Genomic DNA, 24,565 nt, shown 5'->3' with positions numbered 1-24,565 from the left:
GCCGCTCAGCGCACCGGCACGGTGGTACGCACCGTGGCTTGGTCGATGTCGGACAGCCGGATGGTGAAGCGCAGCTCCCACTCGCCCGGCACCGGAAACGCGACCGCGCCGACCGCGTGGTTGTCGTCCACCCCCAGCAGCAGGGTGGTCACCGGTTCGACGTCCTGTGCCGGCAGCGAGGTGGTCATCGTCCACTCCTCCACCCGTACCGGCGCGCCCTCCGGCGTGTACACGTAGGCGTGCACCGTGTTGTGCTCGCCGAGCTGTACCGGGTAGATGTCGAACTGGAGGGTGTACAGCGAGCTGGTCAGCGTCTGGGCGAAGGTGTCCTGCCCGAGGGCCTGGGCCTCGACGACGGCGGTACGGGCCGGTGTCGTCTGCACCAGTACCGCGCTGGCCCCGAGCGCCACCACGGCCACCGCGACCTCGACACCGACCAGGCCGGTGAGTCGCCGCACGTGCGACGCCCGCCATCGCCCGACCAGCCGTCGCGCGTACCCGGCGGTCAGCAGCAGAACCGCCACCAGCGCGATCTTCACCAGCACCAACCGCCCGTACGCGGTGCTGACCAGTGCGGTCGTGCCGCCGGTCTCCATCAGCGCCTGGACGGCACCGGCCAGCAGCAGCCAGCAGACCGCCACCGTCGCCCACCGGGACCAGACCGGCAGGATCCGGCCCAGCACGCGGGGGTGGGTGCGGCGCAGCAGGACCGCGCCGAGGGTCACCAGCCCGCCGATCCACACCCCGACCGCGGCGATGTGCACGGTGTCGGCGGCGATACTGACCGGCGGCACGGGCGCAGCCACCGCGTGACCGGTCAGCGGCCAGGTGACCAGCCCGGCCAGGCCCAGCCCGACGAGGGCCAGCCCGCGACGGGTGCCGCCGACCCCGGCGAGGGCCGGTGACACCAGTGCCGCCACCGCGGCCAGGACCACCAGCCGGCCGAGCAGCGCCAGCCCGTACCCGCTGTCCACGACGGCGGCCAGGTCCCCGGCGGAGACCTCCAGCAGACCACTGCCGGTCGAGTACGGCGCCTGCAGGTACAGTCCGGCCACTGTGGCCAGACCGATCAGCCCCAGCCCGGTGCCGACCAAGAGCTTGCCGGGCCGGCGGCTCAGCCGGGGCGGCCACAGCAGCGCCAGCAGCAGCGCGGGCCCCACGGCGAGCACCACCCCGGCGTAGCCGACGTACTTCGCGGTGGTCACGGCGACCGCGACCGGCAGCCGCTGTCCGCCGTCGCGCGGCTCGGGTACCGTCGCGGACGGCGCTCCCACCGAGTACGTGTAGCCGCTGCCCACCGGGTGGCTGTCCGCCGAGATCACCCGGTAGCTGACCAGGTAGGTGCCGAGCGGGCGGTCGGCGACCCGGACCGGGACGGTGACGGTGTTCCCGTTGGTTCGCGGCGTTCCGTCGTCGATCCGTTTACCGTCCGGCGCCAGCACCTGCAGGCGCCCGGTGACCGGGCGGACCGGTTCGCTGAACGTCAGCACCACTTCCCGGGGCGAGTTGCCCAGCACCGATCCGGGGGCTGGCTCCGCCGTGACCAGCACCGCGTGTGCGGCCGCCGGGCCGGCCGGGGCGACCATTACCAGCATGCCGCCGAGTAGCAGTGCCGCGACGCCGGCTGCGGCGCGCCGGGCCCACCGGGCGGCTCGTCGTTGTCTCACCCCTGGTAGTTCGGTGCGGACGGGGCAACGGTTCATCGCGATCGACTCCGGGCGGGTGGTGGGCGTACCGACCGCCGGTGACGTCGGTCGTTTCGTGGGCCGAGCGCCAGGAACGGACGCGTGCGTGCCGGGAGGAATCGTGGTCGACCGGGCCGGACGTGTGCAAGCCGACCGCCGGTGGCCGTCCGGTCCGCCCCCGGTCAGATCCGCATGGTCGTCGATCGGGCCCGACCCGCCGGGTCAGGGCAGCGGTGCCAGCGGGGTGCCGTCGGCGTCGCGGACCAGAATCGCCTCGACCGGGCATGATTCAGCAGCGTCGACGACGGTGTCAGCCGGGTCGATGTCGGACGCGGTCGGCCGGGACACCCCGTCGACCAGGCTGAAGTGTCCCGGGGCGGTACCGGCGCAGATGCCGGACCCGACGCACCGTTGCCCGTCGACGCTGACCTGCCAGGACCGCTGGTTCATCGGCACCTCCGGAAAACACCCACGGCACCGGCCGCGGGGGACTGGAACGGCTCACCTCCGATGGACGGCGCGGCCCGCGTCGGGCCCGGGAAGAAGGGTCACCCCCAGGCCACCGGCATCGCGCTCAGCCCACGGACCAGCAGGCCGGTCTTCCACACCAGCTGATCCTCGGGTACGGCCAGCCGTAGCTGCGGCAGCCGCCGCACCACCGCCTCCACCGCCACCTGCAGCTCCATCCTGGCCAGTTGGGCGCCGAGACAGTGGTGTACGCCGTGACCGAAGCCGATGTGCGGGTTGACGGTCCGGGTCAGGTCCAGCCGGTCCGGGTCGGTGAAGACCTCGGGGTCGCGGTTGGCCGCCGACAACGATCCGATGACGGGTTCACCGGCCCGAACGAGTACTCCGCCGACCTCGACGTCCACGGTGGCGTACCGAGCGAACGAGGAAGCGGCGCCGAGCGGAACGTACCGGGTCAGCTCCTCGACGGCACCCGGTACCAGGGCCGGGTCGGCGCGCAGGGCGGCGAACTGGTCCGGCTGGGTGAGCAGGACGTAGACGAAGTTGGGGATCTGGGTCACGGTGGTCTCATGGCCTGCGGCCAGCAGCCCGGCGGCGAGCTGCACGAGTTCGGCCTCGGTGAGCCGGCTCGCGTCGGTGTCCCGGGCGTGGACCATGGCGCCGAGCAGGTCGTCGGTCGGGTGCCGGCGGCGCTGTTCGACCAGTCCGGCGATGTAGCCGTGCAGGTTTTCGAGATACCCCCGTACCTGGTCGGGGGAGAGCGACGTGGTGGAGACGACGGCTTCGCTCCAGGTATGAAAGTGTTCCCGGTCGGCGTAGGGCACACCGAGGAGCTCGCAGATGACCCGGACCGGCAGCGGGGTGGCGAAGTGTTCGACGAGGTCCGCCGGCGGCCCGTCGGCGATCATGTCGGTCAGCAGTTCGTCGGCGAACTGCCGGGTCTGCGGTCGGAGCTGTTCGACCCGCCGGGCGGTGAACGCCTTGGCGACCAGCCGCCGTAGCCGAGTGTGTTCCGGCGGGTCCATCGACAGGATTCCGCCCTCGATCTGTCGGGGGGTGATCCGTGGTTCGTCGCGGCCGACGCTGGCGGCGCGGGAGAACCGCGCGTCGCCGAGGACGAACCGGACGTCGGCGTGCCGGGTGGCCAGCCAGGCCGGTTCCCCGAACGGCAGCTGGACCCGGACCAGCGTCCGGTCCTGCTGCAGCTGCCGGTAGGTGTCGTCGAGGTGGAGGCGGTCGGGCGCGGAGAAGGGGTAGCTGCGGGGTTCGGCGGCCCGGAGCTCGGACATGGGTTCACCTCCTGGCAGCCGGGCGCCCGCCCACCGAAGACGACGACCGGCACGGGACATTCCGATACTAGAGAAGTCTCTCGATTGATCGCAGCCCGGCGGCGTTTCCGGACGACTCAACCTAGCGTCCTAGCCTGCTCTAGGGAGTGTGTCAGCCCCGCGCACACAAAACAGCCACCCACGAAGTCACGAAGACCGCAGCGGTACCTGGTCAGCTCCGCCCGGCGGCATCGTCGGGCTGGGCATGGGAGAACAGCACCGGGGTCACCGGTCGCGCCCGGGCAGGCTCGGGGGTCGTCGGCGGGGGATTGCTCACCCGCGACTCCGCCGGCTGGTGTTCGCCGGTGAGTACCAGCAGCTCGTAGGCCCGTTCAGCAGGAAGCCGGCCGGTGACGATCGCGATCCGCAACGGCACCGGTGGGGTTCCGGCGACGACGGCGACGGGCAGATCGAGCACCCTCGGGTCGACCTGCCGGCCGGCGAGGTGCCCGGCGGCCGCCGGGGGCAGGTCGCGCCAGGGGCGGACGGTCTGCTCGGTGAATCCGTGGCTGGCCCACTGGTCAGCCACCGCGTTGACCCGGTCGGCGACGTGCTGTGGCACCACGTCACGACCGCCGAGGTCGTCGCTGAGCAGCGCTCGGGCGAGCGGGCTGAGCTGGTCGACCGGGTACCACCGGGTCCGCTGCGTACGACGGCGGGAGATCTCGCCGGGTGAGGCGTCGGCCGTGGACCGGTCACGCCGGGCGTCTGGGTCAAGGTGGGCCGGCATGCCCACCATCCAAGCATGATCGACTGCCGTCCCATGGCAAGGGGTCGCAGGTAGCGGGGATGTCGGACCGGGTGGGCCGGGGTTTGCCGGCGACCCGTGCGGGTAGCCGGGGCGGGTGGCCGAGCAGCGGCAGGCGGTGGCACCGACGGCGGGCGTCGGGTCACCGCTCGACGAACGTTGGGAGTACGGGTACCTGTACTTCGTGCAGACGGTGGCACCTGCCGAGGGGGATAGGCAGCCGGCCGCTGGGCCGACGGTCACCGTGGTCGCTGACGGCGCGGGGCACCGGTGTCAGGTGTTGACCGGCCGACGGCTGGAGGTGCTCAACGAACTGGGTGGCCAGGGCTGGATCGTCAGCGACGGTCTGTGGAGCCCGGAGCGGGCCCGGTGGCTGGCTGAACTGGTGGACGGGGTGGACGGGGTGGAGCGGATGATCGGTTACTGGCAGTCGTTCATGCGTCGCCGGGTGGCTGTCGGCGGGGACGGCCACGGTGAGTCGGCAGGTGATGGGTGAGGGGCGCGTTATAGTGGCGCTCGCCAGGTGACAGTGCCCCTTGGGGGACCGTCGGGCTCGTTCGCCGCCGCTCGTTTCCGGTCCGGTGGGACAGGCCGGTCGGAGCGGGGGAGAGGAAGTGTCGGTGTCGCGTCCGTCCGCGCAGTCCGCGTCGACGCGGACCGATGTGGCGAGCCAGGTCTTCACCATTCCTAATCTGATCAGCTTTGTCCGTTTATTAGGTGTACCTCTGTTTCTGTACCTTTTTCTGGTGCATCGTGCTGATATCGCGGCGCTACTGGTTTTGGCCGTCGGCGGGACCAGCGACTGGGTGGACGGGTTCGTCGCGCGCCGGATCCGTCAGGTGTCCCGGCTCGGTGAACTGCTGGATCCACTCGCCGACCGGCTGTACATCCTGGCCACGTTGCTGGCGTTCACCGCCCGCGAGGTGATGCCATGGCAGTTCACGGTGGCGTTGCTCAGTCGCGAAGTGCTGCTGGCCGGCTGCCTTGTCGTGTTGCGCCGATTTGGCTACGGACCGCCACAGGTGCACTATGTAGGAAAGACCGCGACTTTCGTACTTTTGGCGGCGTTTCCCATTCTGTTGCTGTCGGCAGTGCTGGGATTCACCACGGCGGCGACGGTGGCGGCCGCGGTCGGATGGGGTCTGGCCTGGTGGGGTCTGGTGCTGTACTGGATCGCGGGCCTGCTGTACGTACGGCAGGCCGCAGCGTTGGTCCGGGCCGCCGGGGCAGAAACGGAGCGGGCATGAGCGAGGCGGACCGCAGCGGTCCCGGCCCGCACCGTGGATACGCGCCGGACTTTCTGACCGAACTGTTCCGGGCGCCGCTGGATCCCGGCTACACGGACGCGGCGGCCCGCCGGTCGGTGACCGGACCACCGCAGGGTTGGCGGCGGACGACGGCACGGGCGGCGATGGCCCTGTCGATGGCCGCGGTCGGCTTCCTGGTGGTGCTCGCCTACCAGAAGACGGTGGCGGACGAACCGAGCCGGTCGCAGGCACGGGCCGGCCTGGTGGAGCAGGTGACCCAGCGCCAGACGGAGACCGACGAGCTGCAGAACCGGGTGGACGCGTTGCGGGACGAGGTGGCCCGGGAGCGCGACACGGTGCTGGACGGGGCCCGGGCGGCGGACCTGCGCGACCTGGAAGCCGCCGCCGGGCTGGCCCGGGTGACCGGGGACGGAGTGGTCGTCGAGTTGGCGGACGCGCCGGAAGTGGTGGATCCGGTGACCGGTGAGGGCTCGGTCAGTGAGTTGGGTCGGGTGTTGGACCGGGACCTGCAGGACGTGGCCAACGCCTTGTGGAGCGTCGGCGCCGAGGCGGTCGCGGTCAACGGCAGACGGCTGACCGCGACCTCGACGATCCGGGCGGCGGGCAGCGCCATCCTGGTCGATTTCCGGCCGGTGACCGGCCCGTACGAGGTGTCGGCGATCGGCCCGGAGTCGATGGTCGACGCGTTCAGGACCAGTCAGGCGGCCGCGGTGCTGCGGGCGGTCTCGGCTGATCACGGGTTGTCGTTCGGGGTCCATTCGGCTGATGATCTGATGTTGCCGGCGGCGAGCGAGCCGCAGCTGCGGTACGCCCGCGCGCCGTCGGCGTCGGCCAGCCCGTCCGGGACGGGTGGCGCCGCCCCGTCCGTTACCGCCTCGGGAGGAGACCCTCGATGATCGCCGTGTTGGCGCTGCTCGCCGGAATGCTGCTGGGGATCTACTTCGACCCGGTGGTGCCGGCGGTGCTGCAGCCGTACCTGCCGATCGCGGTGGTGGCGGCGTTGGACGCGGTGTTCGGCGGGGTCCGGGCCAAGTTGGACGGGATCTTCGACGACAAGCAGTTCGTGATCTCGTTCATCTCGAATGTTCTGGTGGCCGGTCTGATCGTGTATCTGGGCGATCAGTTGGGGGTGGGCGGGCAGTTGTCCACCGGTGTGGTCGTGGTGCTCGGGGTGCGGATCTTCGGCAACGTGGCGGCGATCCGACGGCATCTGTTCCGGGCGTGAGGCGTGGCTGATGGTGAAACGTAGGAGTACCGGTACGGGCTGGCCGGACGCGGTGCCGACGCGGTCGCCGGGTGCGGGTGGGCGGGTTCCGGCCGGGTCCGGGGAGCCGGTGGACACCGCCGGGGTGCCAGCTGCGGACGGTCCGGACGGTCCGGACGGTCTGGGCGCTGGGGTCGACGGTGGCGTGGACGGGTCGTCGGGTGCCGGCGCGGGTCGGGGTTCCCGACGGGTGTCCACTGCCGGGCTGATGATCGTGGGTCTGCTGGTGCTGCTCGGGTTCACCCTTGCCGTTCAGGTTCGCAGCACGTCGACGGATCCGACGTTGGCGGCGGCCCGCCAGGAGGATCTGGTACGGATTCTGTCGGATCTGGAGGCCCGGGAGGAGCGGCTGCGGCAGGACATCGCGGAGTTGGAGGCGAGTCAGCGGCAGTTGACCTCTGGTGCCGAGGGCCGGGCGGCGGCGTTGGAGGAGGCGTCGCGTCGGGCGGACGAGCTGGGGGTGCTGGGCGGCAGTCTGCCGGCGCAGGGGCCGGGCCTGCGGGTGCGGTTCGTCGCCGGTCGGGAGCCGATCCGGGCGTCGGAGCTGTTGGACGCGGTGCAGGAGCTGCGGGGTGCGGGTGCCGAGGTGATGCAGATCAGCGGCGGGGACGGGCGGTCGGTGCGGATCGTGGCGAGCAGCTACCTGCTGGACGTCGACGGCGGTGTGGAGGTGGACGGCGTGCGGTTGACCGGCCCGTACGAGGTGCTGGTGATCGGGGAGCCGTCGACGATGCGGACGGCGTTGAACATTCCGGGTGGGGTGGTGGCTTCGGTGTCCGGTGACGGCGGTACGGTGATCGTCGAGGAGCGCGACGTGGTCGAGGTGTCGGCCTTGAGCGATCCGAGCCAGCTGCGGTACGCCCGCCCGGTCTCCTGATCGGACGGGGTGTCGTCGGTGGGCGGGTTGTCAGTGGTGGTGAGTGGTGCACAGACCGAAGGACCGGCCGTGATTCCAGAGGATCTGCGGTATACCGCGGAGCATGAGTGGGTGGCGGGCGACGCCGCCGGTCCTGTGCGGGTGGGTGTGACCCATTTCGCGCAGGAGGCGTTGGGCGACATCGTGTTCGTCGAGCTGCCCGCGGTCGGCGCCGAGGTGACGGCGGGCGAGCCGTGCGGTGAGATCGAGTCGACGAAGAGCGTGTCGGAGATCTACGCGCCGTTGACCGGCACGGTGGTGGCCCGTAACGAGGCGCTGGTGGACGCACCGGAGACGGTCAATGCCGACCCGTACGGTGCCGGTTGGCTGGTGCAGTTGTCGCCGGTTGATCCGCAGGCGGTGAGCGGGTTGCTCGACGCCGCGGCGTACCGGGAGCTCACCGAGCGCTGACCCGGCGGGGGCGGCGAGGTATCGTGTGCCCGCGAGTCTTGTTGACCCTTGTTTTCGGCGCTGGCTAGGCTCGCCCAGTCGACCGAGAAGCCAACAACAGTTGAGCGTTGCGGAAATTGCCGTCCTGGCACGGGGGAGCTTGCGCCTTGCGATCGTTCAAGGTCTGGTGGCCGACCCGACACACCCGACGCCGACCGAACAGATCCGTGAGGTGGTCCATGACGCGCCCAGACGACGAGTTCCCCCCGCTCGACGTCACGTCGACGTTGAACCTCGGTTCGCTCGACGAAGTGCTGGAGGGGCCGGACGCCGACGTGGTGCCGAGCCGGATGTCGGGTTCGTTGCCGCCGGGGATGGCGTTGCTGGTGGTGCGGCGGGGCCCGAACGCGGGGGCCCGGTTCCTGCTGGACCATGATGTGACGACGAGCGGCCGGCATCCGGACAGTGACATTTTCCTGGACGACGTGACGGTGTCGCGGCGGCATGCGGAGTTCCACCGTGACGGCGGTACCTTCACGGTGCGCGATGTGGGTAGCCTGAACGGCACCTATGTCAATCGTGAGCGGGTGGAGGCGGCGACCCTGAGCAACGGTGACGAGGTCCAGATCGGTAAGTTCCGGCTGGTCTTCATCGCCGGTCCGCGGCCGGACGAGGAGGCCGGCCGCGGTTGACGTCCGGGGCGCGGACGGAGGTGGCTTCGTGCGCGGTGTGTGGCTGACGCCGGTCGGTGAGCCGGGGGTGTCGTGGTGAGTGAGCAGGCGGCGGCCCGGGAGGACGTGGCCGGTTCGTCGTTGATGAGTATCGGCGAGGTGCTGGCCCAGCTCCGCCCGGAGTTTCCGGACACGACGATTTCGAAGTTGCGGTTCCTGGAGGCTGAGGGCCTGGTGGAGCCGCGGCGGACGCCGTCGGGTTACCGCAAGTACAGCTGGGACGATCTGGACCGGTTGCGTTTCGTCCTGACGGCGCAGCGGGACCAGTATCTTCCGCTGCGGGTGATTCGTGAGCAGCTGGCGGCGCGGGACGCCGAGTCGGCGGCGGGCCGGTCGCGTCCGACGTTGGTGGCGGTCGGTCCGTCCGGTGAGGTGCCGGGCCGGTCGCCGGTGCCGGCGCAGGGGCAGCCGCCGCAGTCCCGGTTGAGCCGTACGGAGCTGCTGTCCCGTAGTGGTCTCGAGTCGGTGACGTTGACCGAGGTGGAGCGGCTGGGTCTGGTGGTCGCGGTGGCGCCGGGCTGGTACGACGCCGATGCGCTGGTGATCGCCACGGCGGTGGCGGGGCTGCTGCGGCATGGCCTCGAGGTGCGTCATCTGCGGGCGGTACGGGCGGCGGCGGACCGCGAGTCGGGTCTGTTCGCCCAGTTGGTGGCGCCGTTGGCGCGGCAGAGTGATCCGGCTGCCCGGGCTCGGGCGGCGGAGACGGCGCGGGAGCTGATCGGGTTGTCGCAGCAGCTTCACGCGGCGCTGGTGCGGGCGGGTCTGCGGGGGGCGCTCGGCCGGTGAGGTGACTGGCGGGACCGGACGGTGGCGCTGTGGTCCGTGTACCGTGCAGGGAGGGCCGGAGCGGGTTTGGTGACGACGACACGGAGGCGGCGGTGCGTGAGCTGAGCGTGGTCGGGGTGCGGGTGGAGTTGCCCACCAACCAGCCGATCGTGCTGCTGCGTGAGGTGGACGGGGACCGTTACCTGCCGATCTGGATCGGTGCGGTGGAGGCCACGGCGATCGCTTACGAGCAGCAGGGCGTGAAGCCGGCGCGGCCGTTGACGCATGATCTGTTGCGGGACGTGCTGGCCGCGGTGCGGGCGCCGCTGCAGGCGGTGGAGATCACCGAGTTGAAGGACAACGTCTTCTACGCGGACCTGGTCATCGGTGACAGTGTGCGGGTGTCGGCGCGGCCGAGTGATTCGATCGCGTTGGCGTTGCGGGTCGGTGCTCCGATTCGTTGTGCTGAGCAGGTGCTGTCCGAGGCGGGCATCCTGATTCCGGATGAGCAGGAGGACGAGGTCGAGAAGTTCCGGGAGTTCCTGGACCAGGTGCGTCCAGAGGATTTCGCGGGCTGACCGCTGCCGGCGGGTGTCATCCCGTGGCGTGGCAGCCCGTACGCGGCGTGTCGCGGCCCGGGTTGCCTGGTACGGCCCGCTGCCGGCGTTAGGCTGGTCCTGTCGATCGGCTCATGTTCCGTCCTGGTGTGGGCCGCCCTGACGGGGAGGTTTCCGTATGCCCGCACAGCGAGAGCCGGAGCCGGGGTCGTCTGATGATGTGGACGGTGCCGGTTCGGACGCCGACGCCGTCGGCTATCGCGGAGTGACCGCCTGCCACGCGGTGGGGATCAGTTACCGGCAGTTGGACTACTGGGCGCGGACGTCGCTGGTGGTGCCGAGCGTGCGTGACGCGACAGGTTCGGGTTCGCAGCGGTTGTACTCGTTCCGCGACCTGGTGGTGCTGAAGGTGGTCAAGCGGCTGCTGGACGCCGGTGTGTCGCTGCAGAACATCCGTAGGGCGATCGAGACGTTGCGGTCTCGCGGGGTCGGGGACCTGGCGGGGATCACTCTGATCTCGGACGGGACGACGGTGTACGAGTGCCGGTCCCCCGAGGAGGTCGTCGACCTGTTGCAGGGCGGCCAGGGGGTGTTCGGGATCGCGATCGGCGGGGCGTTCAAGGAGATCCAGGGATCGTTGTCGCAACTTCCGGCGGAGCCGGCGGTGACTTCCGAGCCGGAGGTGGTGGCGCCGGTGGCCGGAGGCGACGAATTGGCGGCGCGGCGGGCGCGCCGCCGCGCCGGCTGAACGGCGGGGCGCTCGGGTCGACACGGCCGGAGCTGGCTTCGTGATCGACGTCACCGCCCCGCGGGGCGGGTGCTGCCGGTAGCGTGGAGACCGCCGTACATCCCGTGTGGGAGAGACCGTCCGCTACCCGGTGGGCGGCGCCGAAGGGGCAAATCCTCCCCGGAACCTCTCAGGCAGAAGGACCACACGGGTTGGCGACTCTGGAGGCGGCGGCGCCGACAGAGGGGGAGGTTGCCTGCCGACCTCGTCCCGGGAGCCGCCTGGTGAGTGCCTCGTCCCTGTTCGTCGACCGTCACGTCGGCGCTGATCCGGTCGCCCAGCAGCGGATGCTGGATGTCGTCGGCTACGCCAGCGTCGCTGATCTGATGGATGCCGCCATTCCCGAGGTGATCCGCTGGCGGGGCCGGCTGGATCTGCCGGAGCCGGTCAGCGAGCCGGAGGTGACGGCCGCGTTGCGGCGGCTGGCCGACGCGAACACGGCGGCGGTGTCGATGATCGGGGCTGGCTACCACGGCACCCACACGCCGGCGGTGATCCGCCGCAACGTGCTGGAGAATCCTGCCTGGTACACCGCTTACACCCCGTACCAGCCGGAGATAAGCCAGGGCCGGTTGGAGGCGCTGCTGACGTTTCAGACGATGGTGTCGGATCTGACCGGGCTGGCCACGGCGAACGCGTCGATGCTGGACGAGGCGACCGCTGCGGCGGAGGCGATGACGTTGGCGCGGCGGGCGTCGAAGGCGCGCAGCGACGTGTACGTGGTGGACGCCGACACATTGCCGCAGACGGTGGCGGTGCTGCGGACCCGGGCGGAGCCGCTGGGTGTGCGGGTGCGGGTGTGTGACGTGCGGGCCGACCTGCCGGACGAGTTCTTCGGGCTGCACCTGCAGTTCCCGGGCGTGTCGGGGCGGCTGCGGGACGACGCCCCGCTGGTGGCAGCGGCGCACGCGGCCGGGGCGCTGGTGACGGTGGCGGCGGACCTGTTGGCGTTGACACTGCTGCGGCCACCGGGGGCGTACGGTGCGGACGTGGCGGTCGGCACCACGCAACGGTTCGGGGTGCCGATGGGGTTCGGCGGTCCGCACGCCGGTTACCTGGCGGTGCGTTCCGGTCTGGAACGGATGCTGCCGGGCCGGCTGGTCGGGGTGTCCCGGGACGTGGCCGGTGACCGGGCGTACCGGCTGGCGTTGCAGACCCGGGAGCAGCACATCCGCCGGGAGCGGGCGACCAGCAACATCTGCACGGCGCAGGTGCTGCTGGCGGTGATGGCCGCCATGTACGCGGTGTACCACGGCCCGCAGGGGTTGACGGCGATCGCGCAGCGTACCCATGCGATGGCGGCCCGGTTGCGGGCCGGTCTGGCCGCCGGCGGGGTCGCCGTGGCGGACGGGCCGTTGTTCGACACGGTGACCGCGGCGGTGCCGGGTGGGGCCTCAGCGGTGGTGGCGCGGGCGGCGGACCGGGGGGTGAACCTGCGGCTGGTGGACGCCGACACGGTGGCGGTGGCATGCGACGAGACCACCACCGAGGAGCACCTGGCGGTGGTGTGGGCGGCGTTCGGGGTGCCCGCGTACGCGGGGGAGACGCCGACGCTGATTCCGCCCGGGTGGCGGCGCACCGGTGAGTTCCTCACCCACGAGGTGTTCCACGCGTACCGCAGCGAAACGGCGATGCTGCGGTATCTGCGGCGGCTCGCCGACGTCGACTACGCCCTGGACCGGGGGATGATCCCGTTGGGGTCGTGCACGATGAAGTTGAACGCGGCGGTGCAGATGGAGCCGGTCAGCTGGCCGGGGTTCGCCGACGTGCACCCGCTGGCGCCGGCCGGGCAGACGGCCGGCTACCGGCAGCTGATCGACGAGTTGGAGCGTTGGCTGGCGGAGGTGACCGGCTACGACGCGGTCAGTGTGCAGCCCAACGCCGGGTCGCAGGGGGAGTTGGCCGGTTTGCTGGCGATCCGCGGCTTCCACCGGTCCCGGGGGCAGGCGCGGCGGGACGTGTGTCTGATTCCGTCGTCGGCGCACGGCACGAACGCGGCGAGCGCGGTGATGGCGGGCATGCGGGTGGTGGTGGTCGGCTGCGACGCCGACGGCAACGTCGATGTCGACGACGCGGCGCGGCTGATCGCCGTACACGGTGACGACCTGGCGGCGATGATGGTGACGTATCCGTCGACGCACGGCGTGTACGAGGACGGTATCGCCGAGTTGTGTGCCCGGGTGCACGACGCCGGCGGGCAGGTGTACGTCGACGGGGCGAACCTGAACGCGTTGCTGGGGTTCGCCCGGCCGGGCCGGTTCGGGGCGGACGTGTCGCACCTGAACCTGCACAAGACGTTCTGCATTCCGCACGGCGGTGGCGGGCCGGGGGTGGGCCCGGTCGCGGTGCGGGCCCATCTGGCGCCGTTCCTGCCGGGTGATCCGGTCGGCGGCGACGACGACCGGCCGGTGGTGTCGGGCGCCCGGTACGGTTCGGCCGGGATTCTGCCGATCCCGTGGGCGTATCTGCGGCTGATGGGTGCCGACGGGCTGGTGCGGGCGACCGGGGCGGCGGTGCTGGCGGCCAACTATGTGGCGGCGCGGCTGCGGCCGTATTTTCCGGTGCTGTACGCCGGTAACAAGGGCCTGGTGGCGCACGAGTGTGTGCTGGATCTGCGGGCGTTGACCCGGGCGACCGGGGTGACCGTCGAGGACGTGGCGAAACGGTTGATCGACTACGGGTTCCACGCGCCGACGATGTCGTTTCCGGTGGCCGGCACGCTGATGGTGGAGCCGACCGAGAGTGAGGATCTGGCCGAACTGGACCGGTTCTGCGACGCGATGATCGCGATCCGGTCGGAGATCGACGACGTCGCGGCCGGCCGGTGGCCGGTGGCGGACAGCCCGCTGCGGCAGGCGCCGCACCCGGCGGCGCTGGTCACCGCCGACGAGTGGGCGCTGCCGTATCCGCGGTCGGTGGCGGCGTATCCGGCGGGGCCGGGGCAGCGGACCGGGAAGTACTGGCCGCCGGTGCGGCGGGTCGACAGCGCCTACGGGGACCGGAATCTGGTGTGCGCGTGTCCGCCGCCGGAGGCGTTCGCCGCCGGCTGAGTACGGGTCGGGTCGGCTCGACGGTGAGCCTGCGGTGGCCGCGGCCGGTCAGGCGGCGAGGGCGTGCCGGGCGGGGCCGCGGTGCGGTGCGATGCTGCTGCCGTCGGGAAGCAGTTCGCCGGTGTCCTCGAACACGATGACACCGTTGCAGAGCAGGCTCCAGCCCTGTTCGCGGAAGCAGGCGACGACGCGGGCCGCTTCCCGGTCGACGGCGTCAGCCGAGGGACAGATCGGTTGGTGCTGGCACATCGGGATCTCCGGGAACTGTGGGGGGTGCTGTGTCATGGTTCACATGACCAGTGATGAACGTTACCAAGCCGAACGACACCGTTCCGGGCAGGTGACGGCCTGCGGGACCAAGAATCCTCCCTTTGGCCGATGCATGTCCGACCGGTTGGCGTGGAAACGCTCCCACACATCCTAGGCCCCGGCCGCCACCCGCCGCCGGCTCCGACGAACCCCACCACCCGCACACCCGGCCCGCCACCCGTCACCCGCACCAGCTCCCCGGGTAGCCTGACCGCCATGACCATGCGCCCGATCCGGATCATCGGCGACGCCGCGCTGCGCACCCCCGCCGAACCGGTCACCGACTTCGACGACACCCTGCGCGCACTGGTCACCGACCTGATGGACACCCTGCTCGGCGCCCCCGGCCGCGCCGGCGTCGCCGCCCCGCAGATCGGCGTCAGCGCCCGCGTGTTCGTCTACGACGCCGACGGCCACCGCGGCCACGTCGTCAACCCCCGACTCGAACCCACCGGCGACCTGTCACCGGACGACACCGACACCGACGACGAAGGCTGCCTGTCCATCCCCGGCCTGTACTTCCCGACCACCCGGGCCCGCCGCGCCACCGTGCACGGCGTCGACCAGCACGGCGAACCCGTCACCGTCACCGGCAGCGGATTCCTCGCTCGCGCCCTGCAACACGAAACCGACCACCTCGACGGCCGTCTCTACGTCGACACCCTGCGCGGCGACACCCGCCGCCGGGCGCTGCGTGAGATCCGCGCCGCCCGCTGGGCCCGGCGCTGACCTTCAGCCCGACCCCGGCACCGTCACAACCGGCCGGCACCGTCACACCACCACCATCCGCGGGTACGGATGCCGCAGAAAATCATGATGCGAAATGTCCCACCCGTACGCGCCGGCCCGGCCGAACACCACCACGTCACCCACCCGCAGCCGCCCCACCACCTGCCCCCGGCACAGCACGTCGCGCGGCGTACACAACTCACCCGCCACATCCACCGCCACCGCCGCCACCTGCGGCCGGGCGAACGGATACGGCCACCGGTCCACCGGCACCACCCCGAACGGATGGTCGTACCCCCACGCCGCCGGCAACCGAAAATGGTGCGTACCACCCCGCACCACCGCGAACCACCGGCCCTGCGTCCGCTTCAGATCCACCACCTGCGCCACATACCAGCCGGCGTCCGCCACCAGCAGCCGGCCCGGCTCGAACACCAGCCGCACCCCCGACGGCACCGCCAACCCCGCCAACCCGGCCCGAAACGCCGCCACATCGAACCGCCGCACACCCCGGTAGTCCACCCCGAACCCGCCGCCCACGTTCACATACTCCAACCCCACCCCCCACCGCCGCGCCGCCGCCACCGCCCAGCCCACCGCATCCACCACGAACCCCGCATGCGCCACCGCGTCCACGTTGTTCGACACCGCGTGCAGACTGAACCCCACCAGCCGCACCCCCGGCAGCTCCGCCGCCACCTGCACCACCGCCCCCAGATCGGCCTCGTCCACCCCGAACTGCGTCGCCGCACCCGCCATCCGGTGACTACCCGCCAACCCGCCACCCGGCCGGTTCACCCGCAGCGCCGCCACCGCCGACACTCCCGCCGCCCGCGCCACCAGATCCAGCCGCCGCAACTCCAACACACTCTCCACGTTCACCACCGCACCCGCCGCCACCGCCGCCGCCAACTGCCCGTCCGTCTTCGCCGGCCCACCGAACACCAACTGACCGGCACCCGCCGCCACCGCCGCCGCCAACTCGCCACCCGACGCCACCTCGACCCCGTCCACCGCCGCCGCCAACTCCGCCACCACCGCCGGATGCCCGTTCGCCTTCATCGCGTACAACAGCACCGAACCCGCCGGCAACGCCGCCCGCACCCGCGCCGCCACCGCCCGCAACACCGCCCGGTCGTACACGTACGCACACACCGGCTCGTCACCGGCGGCCAACTCCGCCACCACCGCCGCCACCCGCGGCGGCACCACCACCGCCGGCACCGTCACCGCGCCCCCACCGGCGGACCGTCGTCGAATCCGGCGTCACCCACCGGGTTCCGCACCGGCACGTACACGTCCCCGGTACCGGTCAACCGCATCCGCACCAACGCCTTGTGCGCCACCATCGGCGCCGTCCACGCCCGGTGATCGTCGGCCGCCCACCCCGCGGCGACCCCACCAGCCGACCGCAGCCCGTCGTACACCTCGTCCACCACCTCCCGCACCACCCGCCACGCCGCCGCCTCGTCGACCCCCCACCCGGACACCAACCCCAGCACCACCTCACCCAGATGCGCCTGCAGCGCCGTGTACCCCAACTTCGCCCGCATCACCGCCGCGTCGTCGGTACCCACCACCGAACCCGACGCCAACCCCACCTCGACCCCCGCCCGCGCCAACCGCGGCAACAACAACCGCAGACCCGCGAAGTCGCGCACCGCCAACCGGAACGGCACCCCGTCACGGAACGTCGGCAGACAGTTCTGCAGATGCGCCTCCAACGCCACCCCGAACCGGCTCGCCAACCGCAGCAACGGCGGCAACACCACCCGCGCGTACGCCCCCAGGAACCCCAACCCGGCCGCCGCCCCCACCAGCCCCCGCACCCCACCGAAATCCGCCACCCGCCGCCCCAACTGCGCCGCCGTCACCAACGCCACCCCCGGCACCGCCACCTCACCCGGCACCAGCCGCCCCGCCAACCCGTCCCGCACGATCACCGACATGTCCCGCCCCGACCCCACCCGCACCGCCGCACCCGCCACCTCCGGCAACAACACCAGCCGCCGCGCCGCCACCTCGTCGGCCGCCACCAACGACGCCAACACCGTCGACAACGCCGGACCGTTACGCACACTCGCCACCGAGATCGTCCGCCGCGTCGACGTCACCTGAATGTCCACCGACATCTTCAGATAGCGCCGCGAACCGTCCCGCCCCGCCGGCAGCAGCACCGTACGCACCGCCGCCGTCGGCACCGCCGGCACCACCTGCGGCAACAACCGCACCACCCCCCGGTCCAGCAGATCCGCGTACCGCGACGACACCACCGCTCGCTGCCACACATGCACCGGCTGCACCACCCAGCCCGGCGGCGCCACCGGCACCTGCGGATACCAGCGCGCCAACTCCGCCGCCACATCCTCACCCACATGCAGATCCCGGCGCACCGCCACGAACCCGACCCCCGTCGCCGGCGACTCCACATCGTGGGCCACCACATCCGCCACCGACCACCCCAACCGGGTACGCCCACACGGGTGCAGGTTGTGCCCCGTCACCGCCAGCCGCTCGGCCCACACCCCCCAGCCGTCCGGATCATCCGGACCCCGCGCCGGACCAGGCCGCGCCGCCGCCACCGCCAGATTCACCACCGCGTCGGTCAACTCCGCCGCCAACGCCCACCCCCGCCGCCGCGCCAACACCGACACCGGCAACACCGCCAACGGATCCGCCACCGACCCCGCGTCGGCCACGAACCGGTCGAACCCGTGCCACCGGCCCGCGCCACGCCACGCCCGGCGCACCCCACCCACATCCTCCCGGCACAACGCGTCCACCAGCCGCCCACCGACCACCCCCGCCGCCCACGGCACCGCCTCCCGGAACCCCGCCACCAGCTCCGGTGCCACCCGCCCCAACCCGGCCACCGCCGACGCCACCGCCGCGTCCACCCCGACCACACCCAACCCGCAACCACACGACCGGCCACCGGACAGCACCCCCACCGCCGACCCGACGCCGCTCACAACGCACCCGCCAACGGACTCGCCACCCACGCCCACCGCGGCGTCAACGGATCCGACGCCAACCGCATCGACAACATCGCCTTCACCGGCCACCGCCCACCCAGCACCGCCGACGCCACCGACCCCCGCACCGCCGCCGGCAACCCCGCCACCACGTCCCGCGCCACCACCGCCACCGCCCGCCACAACACCTGCGGCTCCACCCCGAACTCCCGGGCCAGCACCGCCACCGGCTCACCCAACGCCGTCCCCACCGCCGCCACCGCCGTCACCGCCACCTCCACCGGATCCTCGGCCACCACATCGCCGTACACCGCCGGCACCGGCACCCCCGCCGCCGCCAGCCGCCGCACATCCAACCGCACCCCACCCACGTCCCGATACCACACCCGCACCAACCGACCACCCCGCCACACCAGCAGAACGTTCTGCCCATGCGCCTCCAGCCCCACCCCCCGACCCAGCAACTCCACCACCGGCCCCAGCACCACCCGCGCCAACCGCGACACGAACGCCACCGGATCACCGCCGTACCCCGCCCGCACCAGACCCGCCACCACCGACGGACCACCCGGCACCACCACCGGCGCCGCCAACGCCGCCACCGGCATCACCTGCACCCCCGGGCCCACCCGCGGCACCCGCCGGCGCACCACCGCCAACGACCGACACAAACCCCCGTCGACCACCACCGCCCCCGCAGCCACCTCCGGTAACACCCACAACCCCGGCACCCGCCGCGCCAACCGCGCCACCAACGCCGTCACCACCGGACCGTTACGCACCGCCGCCTCCGACACCGTCCGCACCGCACTGGTCATCTGCACATCCACCGCCGTCTTCCACTGCCAGCCCCCGCCCGACGACACCGGCTCCACCGTCCGCAACGACAACAACGGCCGCACCCGCACCACCCGGCCGGTACGCCGCAACCACCCGTACCCGCCCAGCACATGATCCCGCTGCCACGGATGCACCGGCAGCAGCGGCGGCAACCCCGAACCCGAACTCACCCACCGGTCACCCGGCACCGCCACCAACTCCACCTCCACCACCGGCCGATGCTCCGGCGCGTACGCCAGCACCTCCTCCGTCGACATCCCCACCCGGGTCCGGCACCCCGGATGCACCGGATGCCCATCCACGACCGCCTGCTCCCAGCCGAGCGCCGACCGGACCAGACCCCCGCCACCGCCCGCCACCGCCCGCGCACCCCGCGCCAACGCCAGATTCGCCACACTGTTCGCCAGCTCACCGGCTACCGCCCCACCACCGGGCCACCCCAGCACCGACAACAACTCCGCCGGATCCGCCACCGCCCGGTCACCGGCCGGCCCCACCACCGACACCCCCAGCCCCGGGCCCGCCGCCGCGAACAACTCCGCCGCCGCCGCCGGCCCCACCACCCGCCGCCCGTCGACCAACCCCAGCACCAGCCGTCCGTCAACCACCCGACGGTCCGTCACCTCCGGCACCGGTTCACGCCCCAACGCACCCCACAACCGTGCCAGCACCGCCGCCCGTGCCCCCGGCACCGCCGCCGTCACCGCATCCACCAGCTCCGGCCGGCACCGCCGCACCGCCGCCACCGTCGCCGCCACGTCCGGACACTCCACCGACGACACCGCACCTCCCACGGACCTCGGCCTGCACCGCCCACAGCCAACCGGCACACCACCGGCACGGCCGGCACGCCTCACCGCCCCCGACGCCGCCGCAGCCACACCCCGCACCAGCCCACCGCCACGAACACCAGCGCGCTGCAGCACAACGCCTTCACCACCATCCCGCCACCCTGCCACACCACCCGCACCCCGTAAGGTGCCCGTGTGCGCATGGCCACCTACAACCTGCTGCACGGGCGGTCACCCCACGACGGGCACATCGACCCCGACCGGATCACCGCCACCATCGCCGACCTCGACGCCGACATCTGCGCCCTGCAGGAAGTCGACCACGCCCAACCCCGCAGCGGGCACCTCGACCTGACCGCGCTGGCCGCCGCCGCGCTCACCGCCGGCACCCACCGGTTCGCCGCCGCCCTCGTCGGCACCCCCGGCAGCACCTACCGGGTGCCCCGTCACGACCACGACGGACACGACGAACCCCGCTACGGGGTCAGCCTGATCAGCCGGTACCCGGCCCGGCACTGGCGGACCGTCCGGCTCGGCCCGGCCCCCGTACCCGCACCGGTCGCCGTCGGCGGCCCCGGCCCCCGGCTGCTGCTCCTACGCGACGAACCACGGGTGCTGCTCGCCGCCGTCCTCGACACCCCGCACGGCCCGGTCACCGTCGCCGCCACCCACCTGTCGTTCGTCCCCGGCTGGAACCTGCGTCAGCTGCGGATCGTCACCCGTGCCCTGCGGGCCATGCCGCCCCCGCGGCTGCTCCTCGGCGACCTCAACATGCCGGCCGGGGTGGCCGCCGCGGCCACCGGCTGGCGGCCACTGGGCCGGCTGCCCACCTACCCGGCCGCCCGGCCCCGGATCCAACTCGACCACATCCTGCTCGACCCGCGTGACGCGCCGCCCGCGCTGACCGCCGTGACCGCCGTCGCCGCACCGGACGTCCCCGTCTCCGACCACCGCCCACTGACCGTCACCGTCTCGACCGCCACCCGGTAGCCGCGCTGGCCCCGAACCGGTCGGGGCCAGCGCCGTCACCGCCGGTTCAGGCCGGCCCGACGACTTGGCGCAGCGACCGGTTCGACCGGTTGGCCCGCGCCGCCGCCCGCTGCTGGTCGGCCGTCACCTCGATGTAGTTCTGGCTGGCCGTGAGGCTCGCATGGCCCAGCAGCCGCATGATCTCGGCGGCGTTCGCCCCGTCCTCGGCCAACCGGGTGGCGAACGTGTGTCGCAGCGCGTGCAGCTGCGCACCCCGCGGCACCCGCTCGGTGATCCCGGCCCGCCGGAAACACGACCGCACCAGGTACTGCAGGCCGCCGCGTCGCAGGGCGGCACCGCGCCGGTCGACCAGCAGCGGACCTCCGGGGCGTACCGACCGGGGGCCGAACCGTCGCCGCCGGCTGGCCAGGTAGCCGTCGACGACGACGTCGACGGCCGCCTCCACCGGGACGGTCCGCAGCCGACCGCCCTTGCCGGCCACCTCGATCCGGCGTTCACCGGGACGTCCCGCGACCGAGCCGACCCGCAGCCCCAGCAGCTCGCCGAGCCGCAGACCGGCGCACAGCGCCAGGGCGACCACCAGCAGGTCACGCTCCGGCCACGGGTCGCGCTGGCGGGGGTCGGTCCGCGCGGCGGCAGCCAGCAACGTCTCCGGGGTCTCCTCGCCGCGCAGCGGCTTCGGTAGTGGCACCGGGGCCCGGGGGCGGCCCACGGCGGGCATCGGGTTTCCGGCGGCGATGCCGTCGGCGACCAGGAAGTTGAACCACGAGTTCCACGTCGACCAGGCCCGGTGCACCGACGCGGGGGAGCGGGGGGCCGCGAACCGGGCGAACGCGGCGCGGAGCCGTCGTTGGTCGAGCGCGTCCAGCGGTACGTCGGTCCAGGGCAGGGGAGTCGGTTCGGTGGAGTCGCCGATCAGGCGGAGGACGGCGACGAGATCGCGGCGGTAGGCGTCCAGGGTGTGCGGGGAGGGTTTGCGGGAGGCGCGGTCGGCGAGGAAATCCTCGACGAGCCGTACCGCCACCAGATCCACAAATTGGTGCATAAGGGATATTATGCATGTTTCTCGGATTGACGCCAGAGCGAGGGCTGTGGCCGGCAGGGGGAGGTCGACCAAAGGAGCGGATCGGCGTTCCGGCATCCGCCAGCGCCCGTACCGGTCGGATGACACCTCGGACGCGAGGCTGAAAAGCGGACGTTCACCGACGGCGCGCCGGTCGCGTCGCCGCCCGCAGGGAGTGACGGACGTCCGGTGACGGGGGGTACGGGAAGAATGCACCCGACCCCGGCGAGGTCGCTTCAGGTCGAACCGAGCCGGCCAGTCGCCTTCGTCCAAGCCTCTAGTTGACATAATGTAAATTATCGACCCGGCGGCGGAGAGGTTCTGTAGTCCCGTGTCCTGCGACGGAGACCCAGAGTTCGTCCTGCACGCCTGCCCCGGTGCCGTTGCGCCGGGCGCGTCGACTCACAGTCCGCCGGCGACGCGGATCACCGTCCCCGTGGTGTACGACGCCTCGTCGCTGAGCAGCCACGCGACGGCGCCGGCGATCTCCTCGGGCCGCCCCGCCCGGCGCAACGGCACCACCGGCGCGATCCGGGCCGGTCGGTCCGGTTCGCCGGACAGGGCGTGGATGTCGGTCCAGACCGTGCCCGGCGCGACGCCGTTGACCCGGATGCCACGCGGGCCGAGCTCCTTGGCCAGGCCGACGGTCAACGTGTCGGTGGCGGCCTTGACCGCGGCGTAGTGCACGTACTCGCCGGGGCTGCCGAGGGTGGCGGCGGCCGACGACACGTTGACGATGGCGCCGCCGGCGGACATCCGCCGGGCGGCCTGCTGGGCGCACAGGACGTAGCCGACGAGGTTGACGTCGACGACCCGGCGCAGGTCGTCGACGGTGAGGTCGACGAAGGGGCCGATCCGGCTGGTGACGCCGGCGTTGTTGACCAGTCCGGTGATCGGTCCACAGTCGGCGGCGGTGTCGAACAGCGCGGTCACGGTGTCGGGGTCGGTGGTGTCGACGGCGACGGTGACGGCGCGGCGGCCGAGCGCTTCGACGTCGTCGCGGACGGCTTCGGCGGCGGCGGCGTCGGTCCGGTAGCCGATGACGAGGTCGTGTCCGGCGGCGGCGAGGCGGCGTACGGTCGCGGCGCCGATCCCCCGGCTGCCGCCGGTGACCACGGTGACCGGTGTCATCCGGCGCTCCTCTCCCCTGCTGCGTCGTGTCCGGGCCCGCCGGTGACGTTACCGGCGGCGGTGGCGGGCAATAGACATGGCGTGGCGGGTACGCGGGCGTTGGTGCTGGGCAGTGGTGGGGTGACCGGGGTGGCCTGGCAGATCGGGGTGTTGTCCGGGCTGGCGCGGGCCGGGGTCGAGCTGGGCGGGGCCGATCTGGTGATCGGGACGTCGGCCGGTGCGGTGGTGGGCGCGCAGTTGTGTTCCGGCGCGGACCTGGCGCGGCTGTACGCGGGGCAGCTGGTTCCGGGTGAGTCGTCGCGGGACCGGATGGGGCTGGGCGCGGTGTCGTGTCTGTTGTGGTCGGCGGTGGCTGCCCGGGACGGCCGGCGGGCGCGGGTGAGGATCGGCCGGTACGCGGTGTCGGCGGCCGGGTCGGGGGTGTCGCGGCGGCCGGTGTTCGAGGAGGCGTTGCCGTCGTGGTCGTGGCCGCGGCGGCGGTTGTGGGTGACGGCGGTGGACGCCGACTCGGGGGAATTCGTGGTGTTCGGCGGTCCGGGATGCGGGGCGGATCTGGTGGACGCGGTGTCGGCGAGTTGCGCGGTGCCGGGGGTGTGGCCGCCGGTGCGTATCGGTGGTCGGCGGTTCGTCGACGGTGGGATGCGGTCGGCGACGAACGCGGATCTGGCGGCCGGGTTCGCGTCGGTGGTGGTGCTGGCGCCGATCAGTTGGGGGCTGGGTCATCTGCGGCCGGTGTCGCGGCAGGTTGCGGCGTTGTCGGCGGATGTGGTGGTGATGTCGCCGGACCGGTGGGCGCGGCGGTCGATCGGGCGGCGGCTGCTGGATCCGGCGCGGCGGCCGGGGGCGGCGCGGGCCGGGTACCGGCAGGGTCTGCTGGTGGCTGACCGGGTGCGTGGGGTGTGGGGTGGTGCTGCCGGGTCGGGGTGATCGTGGGTGGTGGGGTCGCGGTCGACGGTGTCGGCGGTGGCTGGTAGGAAGGTCAGCACTCAAACAGGTGTACGGAAAGGGTGTCATGGCTGCCGCGGGTGCTGTTGCGGGTGGGTTGTCGGATGAGGAGCTGGGGGTGATCCGGGAGGCGGTGTCCGCCGGCCGTAAGCCGAAGGTGATGTTCACCGAGTCGGCGGGGCAGATCGCCGGTCAGGTCGGTCAGGTGGTGGGTCTGGGTGACCCGGCGGTGTCCGACGAGTGGGTGGTGGTGCGGTTCGGCCGTGACGAGTTGCCGTTCTCCCCCGCTGATCTGGTGGTGGCGCCGCGGGGCGCGGCGGGTCGGCGGGCGGAGTCGAAACCGGAGCCGGAGCCGGTGGAGCCGGTGGCGGAGCCGGAGTTCAAGTTGGGTGAGCCGCCGCCGGTGCCGCCGGTGGCGCGTCGGGAGGACACGGAGGGGTCCACGGTGGATGCTGGTACGGAGAAGCCGGTGCGGCGGGCGGCGAAGGCGGCCAAGCCGAAGCCGCCGGCCGGGTTGACGGTGACGTTGGCGTACACCGACGGTGAGTGGACGGTGGCGGCGACGCAGGGGGCGAAGGCGTTGGCGAAGCCGTACGTGGTCCGGCCGGCCGAGGCGTTGAAGATGGTGGCGTTGGTGGACGTGCCGGGTGTCCATGAGGCGGTGGAGCAGATCCTGGCGACGGAGCGGGCCGAGGCGCAGCGGCAGGCGGAGAAGCTGCGGGCGGAGCTGGCTGAGGTGGAGGCGCGGTTGGCGGAGTTGCCGGAGGTCGGTTGACGTCCGCCGCGTACCGTCGGTGCCCGCTGGACCACTGTTGTGTCGAGCGGGGCGCCGACG

Annotated in this window: 26 protein-coding genes and 1 riboswitch; of the genes, 15 read left to right on the top strand and 11 right to left on the bottom strand. The window is 72.4% G+C overall.

The annotated features are described in order from the left end of the window. Positions 1-5: 5 nt before the first annotated feature. The 4 genes from O7629_RS11810 to O7629_RS11795 form a co-directional block, all read right to left on the bottom strand. Positions 6-1,667: a copper resistance protein CopC gene (locus tag O7629_RS11810; RefSeq protein ID WP_347403669.1), complete on the bottom strand. Its 1,662-nt coding sequence runs from the start codon at positions 1,665-1,667 to the stop codon at positions 6-8. A 240-nt stretch (positions 1,668-1,907) separates the two neighbouring features. Beyond that, positions 1,908-2,135 (bottom strand): ferredoxin, encoded by a 228-nt coding sequence (locus O7629_RS11805; RefSeq protein ID WP_278169169.1) that lies wholly within the window; start codon positions 2,133-2,135, stop codon positions 1,908-1,910. A gap of 98 nt (positions 2,136-2,233) precedes the next feature. Then, the gene (locus O7629_RS11800) at positions 2,234-3,442 is read right to left on the bottom strand and encodes a cytochrome P450 (RefSeq protein WP_278169167.1); all 1,209 of its coding nucleotides are present in this window, start codon (positions 3,440-3,442) and stop codon (positions 2,234-2,236) included. Positions 3,443-3,653: 211 nt separating this feature from the next. Next, the gene (locus O7629_RS11795; RefSeq protein ID WP_278169166.1) at positions 3,654-4,220 is read right to left on the bottom strand and encodes a hypothetical protein; all 567 of its coding nucleotides are present in this window, start codon (positions 4,218-4,220) and stop codon (positions 3,654-3,656) included. A 106-nt stretch (positions 4,221-4,326) separates the two neighbouring features. On the opposite strand from O7629_RS11795, the gene O7629_RS11790 reads away from it, so the two are divergent. From O7629_RS11790 to gcvP, 11 genes are all read left to right on the top strand, one after another. After that, positions 4,327-4,725: a hypothetical protein gene (locus tag O7629_RS11790; protein ID WP_278169165.1), complete on the top strand. Its 399-nt coding sequence runs from the start codon at positions 4,327-4,329 to the stop codon at positions 4,723-4,725. A gap of 124 nt (positions 4,726-4,849) precedes the next feature. Beyond that, positions 4,850-5,476 carry a CDP-alcohol phosphatidyltransferase family protein gene (locus tag O7629_RS11785; protein ID WP_278169164.1) on the top strand — a complete coding sequence of 209 codons (627 nt, stop codon included), beginning with the start codon at positions 4,850-4,852 and terminating at the stop codon, positions 5,474-5,476. Continuing rightward, the gene (locus O7629_RS11780; RefSeq protein WP_278169161.1) at positions 5,473-6,393 is read left to right on the top strand and encodes a DUF881 domain-containing protein; all 921 of its coding nucleotides are present in this window, start codon (positions 5,473-5,475) and stop codon (positions 6,391-6,393) included. The genes O7629_RS11785 and O7629_RS11780 overlap by 4 nt, the downstream gene beginning before the upstream one ends. Next, the gene (locus tag O7629_RS11775) at positions 6,390-6,722 is read left to right on the top strand and encodes a small basic family protein (protein WP_123601612.1); all 333 of its coding nucleotides are present in this window, start codon (positions 6,390-6,392) and stop codon (positions 6,720-6,722) included. The genes O7629_RS11780 and O7629_RS11775 overlap by 4 nt, the downstream gene beginning before the upstream one ends. Positions 6,723-6,735: 13 nt before the next feature. Further along, complete coding sequence (locus O7629_RS11770; protein ID WP_278169160.1) at positions 6,736-7,638, top strand: DUF881 domain-containing protein; 903 nt, start codon at positions 6,736-6,738, stop codon at positions 7,636-7,638. Positions 7,639-7,707: 69 nt separating this feature from the next. Further along, positions 7,708-8,088, top strand: coding sequence for a glycine cleavage system protein GcvH (gcvH, locus tag O7629_RS11765; RefSeq protein WP_278174508.1), 381 nt, complete (start codon positions 7,708-7,710; stop codon positions 8,086-8,088). 218 nt (positions 8,089-8,306) lie between these two features. Further along, a complete protein-coding gene (locus tag O7629_RS11760; RefSeq protein WP_123601610.1) occupies positions 8,307-8,759 on the top strand; it encodes an FHA domain-containing protein in 453 nt (150 codons plus the stop codon). Positions 8,760-8,882: 123 nt separating this feature from the next. After that, positions 8,883-9,584, top strand: a complete 702-nt coding sequence (locus O7629_RS11755) for a MerR family transcriptional regulator (protein ID WP_278174507.1) — start codon at positions 8,883-8,885, stop codon at positions 9,582-9,584. Between the two features lie 92 nt (positions 9,585-9,676). Beyond that, a complete protein-coding gene (locus O7629_RS11750) occupies positions 9,677-10,141 on the top strand; it encodes a bifunctional nuclease family protein (RefSeq protein ID WP_123604662.1) in 465 nt (154 codons plus the stop codon). Positions 10,142-10,298: 157 nt separating this feature from the next. Continuing rightward, complete coding sequence (locus tag O7629_RS11745) at positions 10,299-10,868, top strand: MerR family transcriptional regulator (protein WP_278169158.1); 570 nt, start codon at positions 10,299-10,301, stop codon at positions 10,866-10,868. A 97-nt stretch (positions 10,869-10,965) separates the two neighbouring features. Beyond that, a riboswitch (glycine riboswitch) is annotated at positions 10,966-11,063 on the top strand. A gap of 68 nt (positions 11,064-11,131) precedes the next feature. Continuing rightward, complete coding sequence (gcvP, locus tag O7629_RS11740; RefSeq protein ID WP_278169156.1) at positions 11,132-13,957, top strand: aminomethyl-transferring glycine dehydrogenase; 2,826 nt, start codon at positions 11,132-11,134, stop codon at positions 13,955-13,957. A gap of 48 nt (positions 13,958-14,005) precedes the next feature. Here gcvP and O7629_RS11735 read toward each other — a convergent pair whose 3' ends face one another. Then, on the bottom strand, positions 14,006-14,206 hold the full coding sequence (locus O7629_RS11735) for a DUF5999 family protein (protein ID WP_278174506.1): 201 nt from the start codon (positions 14,204-14,206) through the stop codon (positions 14,006-14,008). A 276-nt stretch (positions 14,207-14,482) separates the two neighbouring features. On the opposite strand from O7629_RS11735, the gene def reads away from it, so the two are divergent. Further along, the gene (def, locus tag O7629_RS11730) at positions 14,483-14,995 is read left to right on the top strand and encodes a peptide deformylase (protein ID WP_278169154.1); all 513 of its coding nucleotides are present in this window, start codon (positions 14,483-14,485) and stop codon (positions 14,993-14,995) included. Positions 14,996-15,037: 42 nt separating this feature from the next. Here the strand turns inward: def and O7629_RS11725 are convergent, their stop codons facing one another. The 4 genes from O7629_RS11725 to O7629_RS11710 form a co-directional block, all read right to left on the bottom strand. Beyond that, a complete protein-coding gene (locus O7629_RS11725; protein ID WP_278169152.1) occupies positions 15,038-16,225 on the bottom strand; it encodes an alanine racemase in 1,188 nt (395 codons plus the stop codon). After that, positions 16,222-17,967, bottom strand: a complete 1,746-nt coding sequence (locus O7629_RS11720; protein WP_278169151.1) for an IucA/IucC family protein — start codon at positions 17,965-17,967, stop codon at positions 16,222-16,224. Before O7629_RS11720 ends, O7629_RS11725 begins: the two co-directional genes overlap by 4 nt. Continuing rightward, positions 17,964-19,592 (bottom strand): IucA/IucC family protein, encoded by a 1,629-nt coding sequence (locus O7629_RS11715; protein WP_278169150.1) that lies wholly within the window; start codon positions 19,590-19,592, stop codon positions 17,964-17,966. Before O7629_RS11715 ends, O7629_RS11720 begins: the two co-directional genes overlap by 4 nt. A 71-nt stretch (positions 19,593-19,663) precedes the next feature. Continuing rightward, on the bottom strand, positions 19,664-19,804 hold the full coding sequence (locus O7629_RS11710; RefSeq protein WP_278169149.1) for a hypothetical protein: 141 nt from the start codon (positions 19,802-19,804) through the stop codon (positions 19,664-19,666). On the opposite strand from O7629_RS11710, the gene O7629_RS11705 reads away from it, so the two are divergent. Then, entirely contained in the window at positions 19,797-20,591 is a 795-nt protein-coding gene (locus tag O7629_RS11705; RefSeq protein ID WP_278169148.1) for an endonuclease/exonuclease/phosphatase family protein, read from the top strand. The genes O7629_RS11710 and O7629_RS11705 overlap by 8 nt on opposite strands. A gap of 46 nt (positions 20,592-20,637) precedes the next feature. Here the strand turns inward: O7629_RS11705 and O7629_RS11700 are convergent, their stop codons facing one another. Next, positions 20,638-21,636 (bottom strand): tyrosine-type recombinase/integrase, encoded by a 999-nt coding sequence (locus O7629_RS11700; protein ID WP_278169147.1) that lies wholly within the window; start codon positions 21,634-21,636, stop codon positions 20,638-20,640. Between the two features lie 420 nt (positions 21,637-22,056). Continuing rightward, positions 22,057-22,785: an SDR family oxidoreductase gene (locus O7629_RS11695; RefSeq protein ID WP_278169146.1), complete on the bottom strand. Its 729-nt coding sequence runs from the start codon at positions 22,783-22,785 to the stop codon at positions 22,057-22,059. An 81-nt stretch (positions 22,786-22,866) separates the two neighbouring features. On the opposite strand from O7629_RS11695, the gene O7629_RS11690 reads away from it, so the two are divergent. Both O7629_RS11690 and O7629_RS11685 read left to right on the top strand, forming a co-directional pair. After that, complete coding sequence (locus O7629_RS11690) at positions 22,867-23,712, top strand: patatin-like phospholipase family protein (protein ID WP_278169144.1); 846 nt, start codon at positions 22,867-22,869, stop codon at positions 23,710-23,712. An 85-nt stretch (positions 23,713-23,797) separates the two neighbouring features. Then, on the top strand, positions 23,798-24,505 hold the full coding sequence (locus O7629_RS11685; RefSeq protein ID WP_278169143.1) for a hypothetical protein: 708 nt from the start codon (positions 23,798-23,800) through the stop codon (positions 24,503-24,505). Positions 24,506-24,565 lie beyond the last annotated feature (60 nt).

The organism is Solwaraspora sp. WMMD792, assembly GCF_029626105.1.
GTDB lineage: Bacteria > Actinomycetota > Actinomycetes > Mycobacteriales > Micromonosporaceae > Micromonospora_E.
Note: the sequence above shows the minus strand (reverse complement) of the source record. Positions and strands in the feature narration are given on the sequence as shown.